The organism is Actinoplanes teichomyceticus ATCC 31121 (assembly GCF_003711105.1).
Classification (GTDB): domain Bacteria; phylum Actinomycetota; class Actinomycetes; order Mycobacteriales; family Micromonosporaceae; genus Actinoplanes; species Actinoplanes teichomyceticus.
This window is the reverse complement of the sequence record NZ_CP023865.1, coordinates 3,940,596-3,955,826: the sequence shown is the minus strand read 5'-3', so window position 1 is coordinate 3,955,826 and position 15,231 is coordinate 3,940,596. Positions and strand designations below refer to the sequence as shown.

Below are 15,231 nucleotides of genomic sequence, written 5' to 3'. Positions count from 1 at the left end.
CGAAACGTCTCGTCACGTCTCTGAGGAGAGTCATGGCCCACATCGCTATGGTCAGCATCCCGGCACACGGGCACGTCAACCCGAGCCTGGACATCGTGCGCACCCTCGTGGCCCGGGGCCACCGGGTCAGCTACGCCAACGACCCGTCGTTCGCCGCCGTCATCGCCGGCACCGGAGCCGAGCTCAAGCCGTACCGCTCGACGCTGCCCAGCACCGAGCAGGAGTGGACCGGTGACCCGATCGAGCAGCTGACGCTGTTCCTCGACGACGCGATCGCCATGCTCCCGCAGCTGCACGACGCCTACACCGGCGACCGGCCGGACCTGTTCCTCTACGACATCGCCGGCGCGCCGGCCCGGCTGCTGGGCGAGCGGTGGGGCATCCCCGCGATCCAGCTCTCCAGCACGTTCGTGGCCTGGGACGGGTACGAGACCGAGATGGCGCCGGCCATCGAGGCGATGCGCGCCGACCCGCGGGGAGCCGAGTACTACCGGCGGTTCACCGACTGGCTGGCAGCCAACGGATCCTCCGTGACCGACAGCATCGCCTTCCAGGGCCGGCCGGAACACTGCCTGGCCCTCATCCCCCGCGCCCTGCAGCCGCACGCGGACCGGGTGGATCCGGCCGTCTACCGCTTCGTCGGCCCGGCCCTGGGCGACCGCTGCGCGCAGGGCTCCTGGACGCGCCCCGCGACCGCCGACAAGGTGCTGCTGGTCTCGCTCGGGTCGGCCTTCACCCGGCATCCCGATTTCTACCGCCGCTGCATCAGCGCCTTCGGCGCGCTCCCCGGCTGGCACACCGTGCTGCAGATCGGCCGGCACGTCGACCCGGCGCAGCTCGGCGCCGTGCCGGACAGCGTCGAGGTGCACCCCTGGGTCCCCCAGCTGGCCATCCTGGAACAGGCGGACGCGTTCCTGACCCACGCCGGCATGGGCGGCAGCAGCGAGGGGCTGTACTGCGGCACCCCGATGATCGCCGCGCCGCAGGCCGCCGATCAGTTCGCCAACGCCGACCAGCTCGCCGCGCTCGGGGTGGCCCGCGTCGTCGACTCGGCCACCGTCACCGCGCAGCAGCTGCGTGAGTCGCTGCTGCAGCTCACCTGCGACGCCACCGTGGCGGCCCGGTGCGCCGCCATCCGGCAGGAGGTGCGTGAGCAGGGCGGCGCGGCCCGGGCGGCCGACCTCGTCGAGGCCGGCCTGCCCGCGGCGGCGCGCGCCGGCCGGTGACGGGCTGGTGAACGCCGCCGCTTCGGTCGAGCCGGCGCCGGCTCGACCGGTGCGCGCCCGCGGCGGGTCAGCGCCGGGTGGCGGCGTGCAGCACCTCGGCGATCAGGCGGGCGACGTGCGGGCCGGACAGGGCGTACACCTGGCGGCGGCCCTCGCGGCGGACCCGCACCAGGCCGGCCAGCCGCAGCTTGCCCAGGTGCTGCGAGACCGCCGGGCGGGCCGAGCCGAGGGCGGCGGTCAGCGCGGTGACGTCCCGCTCGCCGGCGCGCAGGTGGGCCAGCAGCCGCAGCCGGGTGGGGTCGGCGAGCATCGCGAGCACGGTCGTGGCAGCCTCGATCGCTGCGGCGTCCACGTTGTCGCCGGAAGGGTGTTTCTGCAGGTCACTGGCATGTGCAACGTTGTCGCGTGCGCGCATGAGCACATATTATGGGCGCGATGTGACACGTGGCTACGAGGGGGCACCACGATGACCGCACACCAGCACGGCCACGCGGCCGGGCAGCACCACGGACCGGCCTGGTGGCGCCGGCTCACACCGCACTCGCACGACGCCGCCGACAAGGTCGATCCGGCGCTGGAATCGTCACGCGCCGGGATCCGCGCACTGTGGATCTCGCTGGGCGCGCTCGGGCTGACCGCCGCGGCGCAGGCCGCCGTCGTCGCGCTCTCCGGCTCCGTGGCGCTGCTCGGCGACACCCTGCACAACGTCGCGGACGCGCTCACCGCCGTACCGCTGGGCATCGCCTTCTGGCTCGGGCGGCGGGCCGCGACCCGGGCGTACACCTATGGTTTCGGCCGCGCCGAGGACCTCGCCGGGATCGTGATCGTGCTGGTGATCGCCGCGTCGGCGGCGGCGTCGGCGTTCGTCGCCGTGCGGCGGCTGGTCGAGCCGCAGGCGATGAGCCACCTGCCGTGGGTCGCGGCGGCGGGCCTGATCGGCTTCGCCGGCAACGAGCTGGTCGCCCGCTACCGGATCGCGGTGGGCCGGCGGATCGGCTCGGCCGCCCTGGTCGCCGACGGACTGCACGCGCGCACCGACGGGTTCGCCTCGCTCGCGGTGGTGCTCGCCGCGGCCGGCGCCGGGCTCGGCTGGCGATGGGCCGACCCGGTCGTCGGCCTGCTGATCACCGCGGCGATCCTGGTCGTGCTCAAGGACGCGGCGCGGGAGGTCTACCGGCGGCTGATGGACCGGGTCGACCCGGAGCTGGTGGACCGGGCCGAACGGCAGCTGCGGCTGATCCCGGGCGTGCGGGAGGTGTCCGGGCTGCGGATGCGCTGGGTCGGGCACCGGCTGCACGCCGAGGCCGCGGTGGTGGTCGACGCGCATCTGAGCCTGATCGCCGCGCACGAGATCGCCGCCGACGCCGAGCACCAGCTGACCCGCCACGTGCCGAGGCTGTGCGAGGCCACCGTGCACGTCGACCCGGACACCCATCCCGGCGCCGAGCATCATCTGCGGATCTCGCACGCCCGGATGGCCGTCTAGAGTCGCCAGCCGTGATCGCTCCCGACATCGCCCTGGCGACCCCGGCCGACCGTACGAGGGTCGTCGCCTCCCTGGTCGCCGCGTTCTCCACGGACCCGATCCTGCGCTGGCTGTTCCCCGCCGACGACACCTACCCGCAGCACGCCGCGGTGTTCTTCGGCCACCTGTTCGACCGGCGCGTCGGGCTCGGCGCCACCTGGATCGCCGAGGGCGGCAACGCGGTCGCGATCTGGCAGCCGCCCGCCGCTCCGGCCGCGCCCGGCGACGACCTCGCCCAGCGCTTCCCGCCCGAGGTACGGGCCCGGGTCCACGCCTACGACCAGGCGCTGCGCGCCGTGCTGCCCACCACGCCGCACTGGTATCTGGGGGTCCTCGGCACCCACCCGGACCACACCGGCCGCCGGCTGGGCCACGCCGTGATGGCGCAGGGCCTGCGCCGGGCCGCGGCCGCCGGGCTGCCCGCGGTCCTGGAGACCGCCTCGCCAGGCAACGTGGGCATGTACGAGCGGGCCGGGTGGCGGGTGATCGCCTCGGCCGCCGAGCCGCTGCCGTTCTGGGTGCTGAGCCAGTGACCCGGCGTCCGGGAGGACGCCGACGACCCGGCCCGTGCACCTGCACGGCCCACCGGGCATCGGGCCCGGCAGGCGGCGGCGCCGGGCTGGCGACGCGCCGGAACGCTCCCCCGGCGCCCCACAAAATTTCCGCAATAATCCGCCCGTGGGCTACCCGCCAAGTTGTCTAGTGCCTATAGTCATGCGCATGAGTTGCAACCGCGTCAAATTGATGGGCACCCATGAAATCAAGGTGCGTCTCGGCTCGATCAGCCGGCAGCGGGTCAACCAGCTGACCGCCAAGGCGCACTTCCCCAAGCCGGTGGCCGACCTGGAGCAGGGCCGGGTCTGGCTGGCCGACGACATCGAGAAATGGATCAGCACGCACCGGGCCGCCGCCGACCCGGCGTCCTGACCACGGCCGGCGCCCGGCGGCGCGCAGCCGCAGCGGCGCGGAAGATCCCGCGGCGCCCGGCGGCGCGCGAGGAGGCGCCGGCCGCGGCGGCGCCTGCGCGCCGCGAAGGACCCACGGACGCCCGGCGCACAGGAGAAAGCGCCGGCCGCGGCGGCGCCTGCGCGCCGCGAAGGTCGCGGCGTCAGTCGAAGGCGGCCGGACGCCGGGCCCGGGCAGGGGTCAGGGCCGCGCGCATCGCCGACCTGACCGACTCGTGGACCGCCGCCGCTGAGCACCGAGTCCCGGATCGGGCGGGCATCGATCGCCCTCTACGGATAGATTGACTACGGCCGGGATCGACCACAGCATCCAGCGACCACAGCATCCAGCGACCGCGGCTCGATCGGCTCGGGCCGCGATCGACCGGGGCTCGATCGACCGGGGCTCGATGGTTTGAGGCTCGGTCGATCGAGGCATCGATACGCATCGGACAGGTACGCGGATCCTCCGGGATCCACGAAAGGACCGCGCAGTGGATCCGTTCGAGAAGGTGCCGCTGGGCGGCACCGGCGTCACCGTCACCCGGCTCGGCATGGGCCTGGCCCCGATCGGCGGCCTGTTCGCCCCGGTCGGTGACGCCGGCGCGACCGCCGCGGTGGACGCGGCCTGGCAGCACGGCGTGCGGTTCTTCGACACCGCCCCGCTGTACGGCGCGGGCCTGTCCGAGCGGCGCGCCGGCGCGGCGCTGCGCGCCCGGGACCGCGACGCGTTCACCCTGTCCACCAAGGTCGGCCGCCGGCTGGTCGCGGGCCCGCACGACGCGACCGGCATCTGGTCCGAGCCGTCCGGCGCGGCGCCGTCGTGGGACTTCACCGCGGCCGGCGTCCACGCGCAGCTGCAGGAGAGCCTGATCCGCCTGGGCCTGGACCGCGTCGACATGCTGCACCTGCACGATCCGGACGAGCACTTCGCGGCGGCCCGGCACGACGCGCTGCCGGCCCTGGTCCGGTTGCGCGCGGAGGGCACGATCGGGGCGGTTTCCGCCGGGATGAACCAGTCCGCGATGCTCACCGAGTTCGCCCGCACCGGCCACTTCGACTGCTTCCTGCTGGCCGGGCGGTACACGCTGCTGGACCAGTCGGGGCTGGCCGACCTGCTGCCCGAGTGCGCGCGGCGAGGCATCTCGGTGATCTGCGGCGGCGTCTACAACTCCGGGCTGCTGGCCGACCCGGACCGGCAGGCCACCTTCGACTACCGGGCCGCCCCGGCGGCGATGGTGGCCCGGGCCCGGGCGCTGGCGCGGGTGTGCGCGCGGCACGGCGTGCCGCTGCGGGCCGCCGCGCTGCAGTTCCCGCTGGCGCACCCGGCCGTCGCGGCCGTGCTGATCGGCATCCGCTCGGCCGCGGAGGCCGCCGACGCCGCCGCGATGGCGGCCGTCGACATCCCCGGCGCCCTCTGGCACGACCTGGTCCGGGCCGGGCTGCTCGACGCCGACGTGCCGCACCCGTGATACCGCACAGATCGCCGCGGGTACCGCGCAGACCGCCGCGGTCGTCGGCGGGGCCGCCGTGACCGGCCCGCAGCTGCCGTCGGTGCCGGCCGGGACCCGGCGGCCCGCCGGCCGGGATCCGCGACCGGGTCGCGGACCACGCTCGACCTGTTCGGCCCGGGCCGGCTGATGCCCGGCCCGGACCGGCCGGTGTACGAGCCGGTGGCGACCCGCGGGCAGGTCGCCGCCACGCTCACCGGCATCCTCGACGGCCGCCCCGACGACGTGTTCGGCCGTACCGCGATCCGCGTCTACCGATGGGACACACGATGAGGTATCTGCGCGTTGGAGCGCCGGGCACGGAGCGGCCGATCCTGTACGCCGGCGGGGTACTGCGCGACCTGTCCGAGGTCACCCCGGACATCGACGCCGAGTTCCTGGCCGGCGGCGGGTTCACCGGCGACCCGGCCGAGCTGCCCCCGGCCGACCTGGACGGGCACCGGCTCGGCGCGCCGATCGCCCGCCCCGGTGTGGTGCTCTGCATCGAGCAGAACTACGCCGCGCAGGCCGCCGAGTCCGGCGCGCCGCCGCCGGCCGAGCCGATCGTCTTCTACAAGGCGCCCAACACCGTGGTCGGCCCGGAGGACGACATCCTGCTGCCACCGGGTTCGCAGTGCACCGACGGGGAGGTGGAGCTGGGCGTGGTGATCGGCCGGACCGCCCGCTACCTGGACTCCCCCGAGCAGGCGCTGGCGCACGTCGCCGGATACGTGCTGTCCAACGACGTGTCGGAACGTGAATACCAGCTGGAGCGCTCCGGCGGGCAGTGGTCCAAGGGCAAGTCGTGCGAGACGTTCAACCCGCTCGGACCGTGGCTGGTCACCCCGGACGAGCTGCGCTTCCCGCTGCGGCTGCGCTCCTGGGTCAACGGCGAGCCCCGGCAGGACGCCAGCACCGCCGGCATGATCTTCGACGTGGGGTACCTGATCTGGCACCTGTCGCAGTTCACCGTCCTGGAGCCGGGCGACCTGATCAACACCGGGACGCCGGCGGGGACGGCGCTGGGCGGGCGGTTCCCGTACCTGAGCGCCGGCGACGTGGTCGAACTGGAGATCGACGGACTGGGCCGGCACCGCAGCGTGGTCAAGAAGTGAGGATCGCATCGGTCGCCGGGCACGGCCTCCGCCTCCCCGGGCCGGCGGGCCAGGCGTGGCGGTGAACGAACTCGACGGGCTGGTCGCGGCGATCACCGGCGGTGCTTCCGGGAGCGGCGCGGCGTGCGCGCGGCGGCTGTCCGCGCCCGGCGCCCGGGTCGGCGTTCCCGGACCCGGGCCCGGCCGGCCCCCCGGGCTGCGCCTGCCGCCACGCCGAGCAGCGCGCCCGGCCACGGGCGCAGGCCCCCGGACCGGCCCGGGGGCCGCTACGCGCGACGCGGTTACGCCACGATCGTGTGGCCGTACTCCCGGGACAGCGGGGCCAGGTCCGGCTCGCCGTAGGCGGCGACCATCTCGGTGAAGCGGGCCGCCTTGTGCGCGCCGAAACGGGTCACGCTGAGCGTGTACGCCGCGGCCGACACGAATACCGGCGGGCTCTTCTTGCTGTGGAACTTGTCGGCGTACATGACCAGGCTCTCCTCGCCGGTTGCGGCGACGTAGTCGCCGGGCGGCAGCGGCAGGCCCTGTTCCAGGATGTCGGCGCGGGTCACCCCGACCCCGGTGTGGCAGGAGCAGAACCGGCACAGCGGCTCCGGCAGCCCCTCGGCGCGCAGCAGCTCGTGGCCGAGCAGCCCGTGCCGGATGTAGTTGCGGTGGTCGAGCACGCCGTCGCGGCCGTACAGCCGGTACACGCCGATGTCGTGCAGCAGGCAGCCGGCCCGTACCAGATCCGGGTCCACCCGGTGGTCGAGCCGGTCGAGCAGTTGCTCGGCGATCCGGCAGACGATCTCGCAGTGCGTCCACACCAGCTCGAACGCCTCGGGCGTGGGCGCGGCCCGCTCGTGCAGTGACCGGATCTGCGCGTCCGAGGGGATCCACATGGGGACCCATGATCGCAGGCCGCGCCGCGCGGTGGCACGGGGCCGCCTCGATGCGCTGGACGGGACGGCCGACGGCCGGCGACCGGACCGCGTCGAGGCGGGTGACGAAATACCGACGTGACTATCTTGACCAAACTAAGAAACATCCGGAACTCTATGGGAGCGCTCCCGAACGACCCCCATCGATCCCCAGAAAGGGGAGGCAGACCATGCGAAGATTGCTCGTCGCGTTCTGCGCCGCCCTGCTCGCCGCGGCCGGCGCGGTTCTCGCCCTGGGCAACCCGGCGTACGCGGCCACCGGCCTGCACGTCGTCGGCACCGACATCTACGAGGCCAACGGCACCAAGTTCGTCATGCGCGGCGTCAACCACGCGCACACCTGGTACACCAGCCAGACCAGCTCGTTCGCCAACATCAAGGCGGCCGGCGCGAACACCGTGCGGGTGGTGCTCAGCGGCGGCCGGTGGACCGCCAACAGCGCGGGCGACGTCGCCGACATCATCGCGCTGTGCAAGGCCAACAGGCTGATCTGCGTCCTCGAGGACCACGACACCACCGGGTACGGCGAGGACAGCGCCGCGTACTCCCTGGACCAGGCGGTCAACTACTGGATCAGCCTGAAGAGCGTGCTCGTCGGCCAGGAGGACTACATCTCCATCAACATCGGCAACGAGCCGATCGGCAACACCAACCCGGCCCAGTGGACGGCCGCCACCACCGCCGCGATCAAGAAGATGCGCGACAACGGCTTCCAGCACCTGCTGATGATCGACGCCCCGAACTGGGGCCAGGACTGGCAGAACGTGATGCGCGACAACGCGCAGACCGTGCTCGACGCGGACAGCCGGCACAACACCGTGCTGTCGATCCACATGTACTCGGTGTACGCCCAGCCCTCCACGATCACGTCGTACCTGGACACGTTCAAGGCCAAGGGCTGGCCGCTGGTGATCGGCGAGTTCGGCTGGCAGTTCGACTCCGGCCAGGTCGCCGACCAGACCGTGCTGGCCGAGGCGGTCAAGCGCGACCTGGGCTACCTCGGCTGGTCCTGGTCGGGCAACACCGACCCGATCCTGGACATGGTGCTCAACTTCGACGTCAACCAGAAGACCACCTGGTACCACCGGGTCTTCGACGGCCCGAACGGCATCACCGCCACCGCCCGGCAGGCCACCGTCTTCGGCGGCTCCGGCACGTCCTCACCGACCGGGTCGCCGTCGCAGAGCTCCAGCAGCCCGTCCGCCTCGCCGTCGCAGAGCACGCCCACCGGCAAGAGCTGCTCGGCGACGTACCGGGTGGCCGGGCAGTGGCAGGGCGGCTTCCAGGCTGAGGTCAAGGTGACCGCCGGCAACTCGGCGATCACCGGCTGGACCGTCACCTGGACGTACGCCAACGGCCAGACCGTCGCCAACGCCTGGAGCGCCACCGTGACCAGCAGCGGGTCCACCGTGACCGCCCGCAACGCCGGCTACAACGGCAACCTGGCGGCCGGGGCCAGCACCTCGTTCGGTTTCCTCGGCTCCTGGACCGGCACCAACAGCGTCCCGGCGCTGACCTGCACCGCGAGCTGACCGACCGCGCCACGCGGGCGAGGCCGGGCGCGGGTGCGCCCGGCCTCGCCCGCGTGGTGGCCCGGTGCCGGCGGGGCCGCGCCGGCGGCCCGGACACGGCGGGACGGTGGCCGGGCGCGGTCCCGCCGCGCCCGGCCACCGGATCAACAACCGTTGCGTACGCCGGAGACCGCCACGTCGTCGTACCAGAGGGTGTCGGCGCCGTCGCCGTAGCTCTCCCAGCCCAGCCGCAGATCGGTGAGGGCCGGGCGCCACGTGCGGTTGAGCCACTGGCCGTCGATGTCGTGGGTCGGGACACCGTCGGCGGCCAGGCCCGGCACCGAGGCGCCATTGAGCCAGGTCTCGATGGTGCCGGCGGTGCCGTCGACCTTGAACTCCACACAGTTCCAGGTGTTCACCGGCAGCGGCGCCGACAGCGCCACACCGGCCGGGCTCTGCTCGGGCAGCGTCGCGTCGTCCGAGGCACGGTTGAACTGCAACGCGCCGTTCTGCCCGCCGAACCGCAGGTCCCGGCCGCCGTCGCGGGCGTCGGCCAGGGCCACCGCGGTGACGTGCGCGGCGGGCAGCGCGGTGGTGTGCCGGACCCAGTAGCGGACGTACCAGACGCCGTTGCCCGCGCCGAGCAGGTCGGTGTTGCGGGCGAAGACGTGGTTGCAGTAGCCGGCCGCGCCGTTGATCCGCAACGCCGCGGCGCCGCTGTGGGTGACCGTCCGGTCGATCGCCGCGGTGCCCGCACCGGAACAGTCCGGACTGGTCACCGCCCACGAGCCGGCCGGGACGCTGCCGGTCTGCGACTCGAAGCCGTCACAGCGCGCCGCGGCCGGACAACCCGTGCCCGGACCCGGCGTGCCGGTCGACGGCGACGGGCCGCTCGCCGACGGCGACGCGCTGCCGCCGGACGGCCCGGGCGTCGGGGTGTCCCCGCACGGCACGCCGTTGAAGCGGAACGCGCCCGGCGCCGGGTTGGCGCCGGAATACGCGCCCTGGAAGCCGAACGAAGCGGACCCGCCGGTGGCCAGCGAGCCGTTCCACGTCGCGCTGGCGGCCGTCACGGTGGTCCCGGACTGCGTGACGGTCGCGTTCCACGCCGAGGTGACCCGCTGGTTGCCGGCGAAGTCCCAGCTCAGCGTCCACGACGTGACCGCCGCGCCGCGGTTGGTCACCCGCACGTCGGCGGTGAACCCGGTGCTCCACTGGTTCGCCGTCCAGGTCACGTCGCACACCGACGCGGCGGCCTGGGCCGGGCCGAGAGCGGCCAGGCCGATGGCGGCGCCGGTCACCGCCACGACCACGGCCACGGGCAGGTACCTCATGAGCACGCCACGCCGTTGAGCTTCACGGCGGCCGGGGCGCTGGCCGTACCGTTGGCGGTGAAGCCGACCGTGACCGAGCCGCCGGCCGCCAGCGACGGGGCATGGCCCGGCGCGGCCGCGGTGACCGCGGTCCCGCTCTGGGTGACCGTCGCGTTCCACCCGCTGCCGAGGCTCACCCCGGACGGCCAGGTCCAGGTCACCTGCCACGGGTTGACCGCGGCGCCACCGGTGTTCTGCACCTTCAGCTGCCCCTGGAAGCCGCCCTGCCAGCTGTTGTCCTGGGTGTAGGTGGCGGTGCAGCCGCCGACCGGGACCGGCGGGGTCGAGGACGAGGCCGACGACGACGGCTGCGTGCCGCCACCGGCGACCGGCGCGATCAGGTACGGCGTGATGATGGCCTGCTTGGCCTGGTTGACCGTGGTCCAGTCGTCGTTGGCGATGCCGCCGGTGTCACCGGAGTTCGGGTTCCACGCCCAGTAGGTGAACGACATGCCGTTCACCCCGGTGCCGGTGTACTTCAGCAGCTCCTGCAGCCACACCTTGTCGACGGCGTTCTGCAGCGTGGTGCCGAACTCCCCCATCATGATCGGGGCGATGTTCTGCTTGTACAGGTAGCCCCAGTACTTGTCCCAGATCGCCGGCATGTTCGCCGGGTAGGACGGGTCGTCGAACCACGCCTGGTGGTAGACCGAGGTGGCGTACTCGTGCGGCGAGTAGACCAGGCGGTTCGGCACGTCCAGGCGTACCGGGAACTGCCCCGCCTTGGACAGGTTGCCACCCCACCAGCCGCAGTCCTCGTCGTTGCTGGTGTCGTTGTCCCAGGTGTTGTTGAGCCCGCCGCTGGGGCAGCTCACCCCCTCCACGAAGATCAGCCAGTTGGGCTGGACGGCGAGGATCGCGTTGCCGGCCCGCTCGGCGGCCAGCCGCCAGTCCCGGGCGGTGTCGCCGCAGCCCCAGCAGGCTCCGGTGGCGGCCGGGTTGGTGCCGTCGGCGTGCGGCTCGTTGTGCAGGTCGGCGCCGATCACGGTGGGGTTGCCGGCGTAGCGCTGGGCGAGCGCCTTCCAGTTGGCGATCCAGGTGCTCTCCGGTACGGCCGAGGTGTACCACAGCGCGGTCTGCCCGGCCGAGGTCGGACGGTGCCGGTCCAGGATGATCCGCATCCCCTTGGTGCCGGCGTAGGCCACCACCTTGTCCAGGATCTGCAGCGGCGACAGGCCCACCAGGTCCGGGTTGGAGGCGGTGTTGACGCTGGTCGCGGTCGCGCCCGCCTTGAGCGCGTCGTCGGAGAACGGGATCCGCAGGGTGTTGTAGCCGAGCGAGGCCATGGTGTCGATCTGGCCGCGCCACGGGTTGCTCGACCACAGGCCGTGGAAGGTCTTGTTGTCGGTCTCCATGCCGAACCAGTTGATGCCGGTCAGCCGGACGGTCGCGCCGGTGCTGTCGACGATCTTGTTGCCGTTGGTGTGCAGGTAGCCGGTGCCGGTTCCGCCGGTGGCGGCGGAAGCCGGCGGGGCCAGGGCGACGGCCGCGGTGATCGCCACCGCGGCGAGCGCGGTGGCGCCGGCCAGCCATTTTCGGGCGTGCATGTGGGAGCTCCTTCGAGAACGGAAGGCATGTGTCGCCATCGTTACATGGGAGCGCTCCCAGTAACAATGTTCATCGATCCCTGACGTTCGTTCGAACTCAGCCCAGCAGTCCGGCGAGGAGGTACGAGCACGCCACGACGAGCAGAAAACCCAGCACGGTGCCCGCCGCCACCCCACCCGCCAACGGCCGCCGCGACCGCCGCCAGCACAGCAGCAGGCCGGCCACCACCCCGGCCGGCGCCAGGTAGATCTCCAGCAGGCCGTAGAAGGGCACGTACGCCCGGCTGTCCGGCTCGGCCGACACGGCCAGCACGACCACCCAGACCAGCAGCACCAGATGCGGAGCGACGCCGATCGCCACACCGCGCCGCACCTGCCGACCTCGCTCCACAGCCACCCCACTCCCCGACCGGGACCCGCGCCCTGCCGTCCGGGCCACAGGATCGCAGGCGGCGTCAGACCCCGGGCGACCCGGGCCGGGACTGGAGCCGGGCGACCCGGACCGGGATCGGGACCGGGCGTCCCGGGCCGCGACCGGGACCGGGCGACCCGAACCGGGATCGGGACCGGGCGACCCGGACCGCGACCGGGACCGGGCGACCCGCGTTTCCTGGCCAGGACCGCGAGGCGCCCCGCCGGTGTCATCCCGGTGGATGTTCCGTCCGCGGAGAGCAGCAGGTGCCGCGCGCGCCAGTCGACGTGGCCGGGTTCTCTGGCAGCGTCGAGCCGGTCCACTATCGGCACGGCACAGCGCGTAGGGCATCCTAGGAGGATAGGTTGTAAAGCTCCTCGGGCCGGCGGCGGCCTGCGCTGCCTCGTCCCCATCAGCGACCTCGGGCACAGCGTGCGCGACGCCGTCCTCTACCGGTTCATCTACCGGCAGCGCCTCACTGAGAAGGACCCGAGGACTTCGACGCCCCCCGGCGCGTTGCTGCCCATCGGCCGGCAGGCCGCGCACATGCTCGACTGGCTCATCCGCCACCACCACAGCCAGGCCGCTCACGTCGTCGCCACGATCGTCGGGGACGCCGAAGGCGAGCTGAACATCCCGGCCGCGCTGACCGGCTACTCGCTGCGACGGAGAGGCCATGAGCGGTGTGCTGTGGCGGTCCCGTCGGCTCGGTTGGTGTCGCGGGTGAGGCGGGCCGGCCTGTCCGGGAGAGCACCGAGCGGGCCGGCGCCCATCACCCGGTGGTCGGCCCGGCCGTCGTGGCGGCGGCTGGGGCGCCGATGCCTGCGCGTCAGCGCGGGCGGTCGCCGCTGACGCTCCGGCTGATTGCGGCGGTGGCTTTCGTCGCGGGCGGACGTGGTCACCCCGCCCGATACAGCCGACCGCCCGGCTGGTGCCGGCGCTGCGGTTGACGGTGCGGGCGTTGCCCGTGCCGCCGCCGACGCGCTCGGTCGTTTCACCTGGGGCGCGTATCGAAGTCGATGGTTCAGGTGAGATCACGGGCGTGTCGGTGATCGTTAAATAGCGAGGTCTCCGGTAGACGGCTTAGCGACCAAGCAAAACCGGAGACCACCGGAGACCTCTGAACACCCTGACGGTGACGAGGCGGTACGACCTGACCGACGTCCAGTGGACGGCTCTGCAGCCGTTGCTGCCCGCGCCACATCGTCCGGGACGTCCGCCGACCTGGACGAAACGGCAGCTCATCGATGGGATCCGGACTGGCACGCCCTGGCGTGACGTGCCGCAGTGGTACGGCTCCTGGGCAGCCGTGTATGCGCTGTTTCGACGGTGGCAGCGTGACCGGACGTGGGCGCGGATCCTGACCGCGTTGCAGGCAGCGGCGGACGCGTCCGGCCGGATCGTGTGGGACGTGTCGATCGACTCGACAATGGCCCGGGCGCATCAGCATGCCGCTGGTGCGCGTAGAAGGGGGGATCTGCAGGCCGAACCGCCGGGTGGTGTCGCGGTCAAACCGGCCGATCACGCGTTGGGACGTTCCCGGGGCGCGCTGACCACGAAACTGCATCTGAGCCGTGAGCAAGGACAGAAGCCGTTGTCGATCGTGCTGACCGCGGGCCGGCGCGGCGACAGCCCGCAGTTCATCGCGGTGCTGGAAGGCATCCGAGTACCCCGGCCGGCCGGCCGGCCACGGACCCGGCCCGACCGTGCCTTGGCGGACGGACAAGGCGTACACCTCCCCCGCTGACCGGCGTCACCTACGCCGTCGCGGTATCAAGGCGACCATCCCGAGCAAGGCCGACCGGCGCACACTCGGGTCGAAGGGCGGCCGGCCACCGGCCCTCGACCCGAGATCCACAAGCAACGCCACGCCGTCGAGTGCGGCATCAACCGCCTCGAACGCCACCGGGCCGTCGCGACCCGCTTCGAGAAACTCGCCGTGCGTTACGCAGCCACCGCCACCATCGCCGCGATCAACGAATGGTTATGCCTTCGATACACGCCCTAGTTCGTTGGCTGCCAGGGCAGAAGGTCGAGCCTCGGATAGCGCAGAGCCATACCGGCCAGCGTCTCGGGCGTCCAGTACTGATGTCCAGGCGGTGGGAAGCCGAGGGCTTGGAGTTGGCGCGGCGTGGCCCGGTTGACGAACTCGACCCACTCGGTCGTGAAGCTCTTCGCCGCCCAAGCGACCCGCTGCCCCCACTGCAGAGCGGGCGGACGGAAGCCCAGGTGCATGCTGTACCGCGCTCCTCGGGGTGCGGTCAGTTGCGTGCCGCGGTGGAAGGTTCCCGGCTCGAACGCGATGACGGTTCCGGCTGGTCCTGCTCCGGAGACTTCGGCTTCGTAGAGTTCTGGACCGGCGTCGCCGGTGAAACGATCGGCAGTTTCCTGTCCTGGTCGCAGCAACCAGTTGGGAACGGCGGGAAGCCCGGCGGTGTGCTTACGGGAGACCAGATGCGGCGGCCCGAGTTCATCGGGTACGTCGTTGAGGAACACGAACATTTCGACTTGCCGGCAGCCTGGCGTGGTGCTGGGCACCAGCACGGTGTGGTTGAGATAGTCACGGTGCAGGGCCTGGTCGTAGTCGCAGGCGCCGGTGTACTTTGCCCAGGCCTCAGCTCCGTAGAGGTGGACATCGTCGTCCAGCAGAGCCTCGGCCAATTCCAGGATGCGATGGTTCACGGCGACCAGGCTGATCTCCGTGCCGGCGAACGGGAACGTGTCGATCCCGGCGAACTCGTCGCCGATGAAACGTTCGTGACGCGGATCGGTCCCGTCATGGAATCCGTCGGCCGAGGGGAACAGCAGGTCCAGTTCCTGCACGGCTGATGCCAGCTCGTCCGCGGGCAAGAACCCGGGAAGAATCACGAAACCGTCGGTCCGCCATGCCTGTGCCGCGTCTTTGAGGTCCATCGGGCCAGCCTTGGGGAGGCAAGATGGGCAGGCAACCAATTTTCGTGGCGCATCAACCACGCCATCCGGCTGGCCGAGGCCGCCCGGCGCGCCGAGGCCCTGGCCGCCTCCGAAGAAGCCGCCACCCTGCGCCGCGAGCTCGCCGCCGACAACCGCGACGGCCGACCTGGCCGCCGGGTACGCCGGTGCGATCGTGTCCACCGCCGAGTTCCGCGTCGTGACCGAGCGCCGACCGCGCCGGGCGTACCGGAACCC

Annotated in this window: 14 protein-coding genes and 1 pseudogene; 9 read left to right on the top strand and 6 right to left on the bottom strand. The window is 72.6% G+C overall.

Annotation, left to right across the window (positions count from 1 at the left end):
* Nucleotides 1–32 precede the first annotated feature (32 nt).
* On the top strand, nt 33–1,226 hold the full coding sequence (locus tag ACTEI_RS17420) for a macrolide family glycosyltransferase (RefSeq protein ID WP_122978622.1): 1,194 nt from the start codon (nt 33–35) through the stop codon (nt 1,224–1,226).
* Nucleotides 1,227–1,293: 67 nt separating this feature from the next.
* Here ACTEI_RS17420 and ACTEI_RS17415 read toward each other — a convergent pair whose 3' ends face one another.
* Nucleotides 1,294–1,641: an ArsR/SmtB family transcription factor gene (locus ACTEI_RS17415; protein WP_122978621.1), complete on the bottom strand. Its 348-nt coding sequence runs from the start codon at nt 1,639–1,641 to the stop codon at nt 1,294–1,296.
* A gap of 51 nt (nt 1,642–1,692) precedes the next feature.
* On the opposite strand from ACTEI_RS17415, the gene ACTEI_RS17410 reads away from it, so the two are divergent.
* The 6 genes from ACTEI_RS17410 (at nt 1,693) to ACTEI_RS17390 (ending at nt 6,300) form a co-directional block, all read left to right on the top strand.
* Complete coding sequence (locus ACTEI_RS17410; RefSeq protein WP_122978620.1) at nt 1,693–2,712, top strand: cation diffusion facilitator family transporter; 1,020 nt, start codon at nt 1,693–1,695, stop codon at nt 2,710–2,712.
* A gap of 11 nt (nt 2,713–2,723) precedes the next feature.
* The gene (locus ACTEI_RS17405) at nt 2,724–3,284 is read left to right on the top strand and encodes a GNAT family N-acetyltransferase (RefSeq protein WP_122978619.1); all 561 of its coding nucleotides are present in this window, start codon (nt 2,724–2,726) and stop codon (nt 3,282–3,284) included.
* A gap of 187 nt (nt 3,285–3,471) precedes the next feature.
* Nucleotides 3,472–3,678: a helix-turn-helix transcriptional regulator gene (locus ACTEI_RS17400; RefSeq protein ID WP_239082394.1), complete on the top strand. Its 207-nt coding sequence runs from the start codon at nt 3,472–3,474 to the stop codon at nt 3,676–3,678.
* A gap of 511 nt (nt 3,679–4,189) precedes the next feature.
* Entirely contained in the window at nt 4,190–5,167 is a 978-nt protein-coding gene (locus ACTEI_RS17395; protein WP_239082395.1) for an aldo/keto reductase, read from the top strand.
* A 189-nt stretch (nt 5,168–5,356) separates the two neighbouring features.
* Nucleotides 5,357–5,479 carry a hypothetical protein gene (locus ACTEI_RS38975; protein WP_262384747.1) on the top strand — a complete coding sequence of 41 codons (123 nt, stop codon included), beginning with the start codon at nt 5,357–5,359 and terminating at the stop codon, nt 5,477–5,479.
* The gene (locus tag ACTEI_RS17390) at nt 5,476–6,300 is read left to right on the top strand and encodes a fumarylacetoacetate hydrolase family protein (RefSeq protein ID WP_122978617.1); all 825 of its coding nucleotides are present in this window, start codon (nt 5,476–5,478) and stop codon (nt 6,298–6,300) included. The genes ACTEI_RS38975 and ACTEI_RS17390 overlap by 4 nt, the downstream gene beginning before the upstream one ends.
* A gap of 281 nt (nt 6,301–6,581) precedes the next feature.
* Here ACTEI_RS17390 and ACTEI_RS17380 read toward each other — a convergent pair whose 3' ends face one another.
* Nucleotides 6,582–7,181, bottom strand: a complete 600-nt coding sequence (locus ACTEI_RS17380) for an HD domain-containing protein (RefSeq protein ID WP_122978615.1) — start codon at nt 7,179–7,181, stop codon at nt 6,582–6,584.
* Nucleotides 7,182–7,390: 209 nt separating this feature from the next.
* On the opposite strand from ACTEI_RS17380, the gene ACTEI_RS17375 reads away from it, so the two are divergent.
* A complete protein-coding gene (locus ACTEI_RS17375) occupies nt 7,391–8,752 on the top strand; it encodes a cellulase family glycosylhydrolase (RefSeq protein ID WP_122978614.1) in 1,362 nt (453 codons plus the stop codon).
* 143 nt (nt 8,753–8,895) lie between these two features.
* On the opposite strand, the gene ACTEI_RS17370 is transcribed toward ACTEI_RS17375, so the two are convergent.
* The 3 genes from ACTEI_RS17370 to ACTEI_RS17360 all read right to left on the bottom strand — a co-directional run bounded on the left by ACTEI_RS17370 (nt 8,896) and on the right by ACTEI_RS17360 (nt 12,024).
* On the bottom strand, nt 8,896–10,065 hold the full coding sequence (locus ACTEI_RS17370; protein ID WP_122978613.1) for a cellulose-binding domain-containing protein: 1,170 nt from the start codon (nt 10,063–10,065) through the stop codon (nt 8,896–8,898).
* Entirely contained in the window at nt 10,062–11,651 is a 1,590-nt protein-coding gene (locus ACTEI_RS17365; protein ID WP_122978612.1) for a cellulase family glycosylhydrolase, read from the bottom strand. Before ACTEI_RS17365 ends, ACTEI_RS17370 begins: the two co-directional genes overlap by 4 nt.
* 97 nt (nt 11,652–11,748) lie before the next feature.
* The gene (locus tag ACTEI_RS17360) at nt 11,749–12,024 is read right to left on the bottom strand and encodes a hypothetical protein (protein ID WP_145831047.1); all 276 of its coding nucleotides are present in this window, start codon (nt 12,022–12,024) and stop codon (nt 11,749–11,751) included.
* 1,159 nt (nt 12,025–13,183) lie between these two features.
* On the opposite strand from ACTEI_RS17360, the pseudogene ACTEI_RS17350 reads away from it, so the two are divergent.
* Nucleotides 13,184–14,071, top strand: a pseudogene (locus tag ACTEI_RS17350) (IS5 family transposase).
* Here the strand turns inward: ACTEI_RS17350 and ACTEI_RS17345 are convergent.
* Entirely contained in the window at nt 14,068–15,177 is a 1,110-nt protein-coding gene (locus ACTEI_RS17345; protein ID WP_145831048.1) for a phytanoyl-CoA dioxygenase family protein, read from the bottom strand. The pseudogene ACTEI_RS17350 and the gene ACTEI_RS17345 sit on opposite strands and share 4 nt — an antisense overlap.
* Nucleotides 15,178–15,231: the final 54 nt, after the last annotated feature.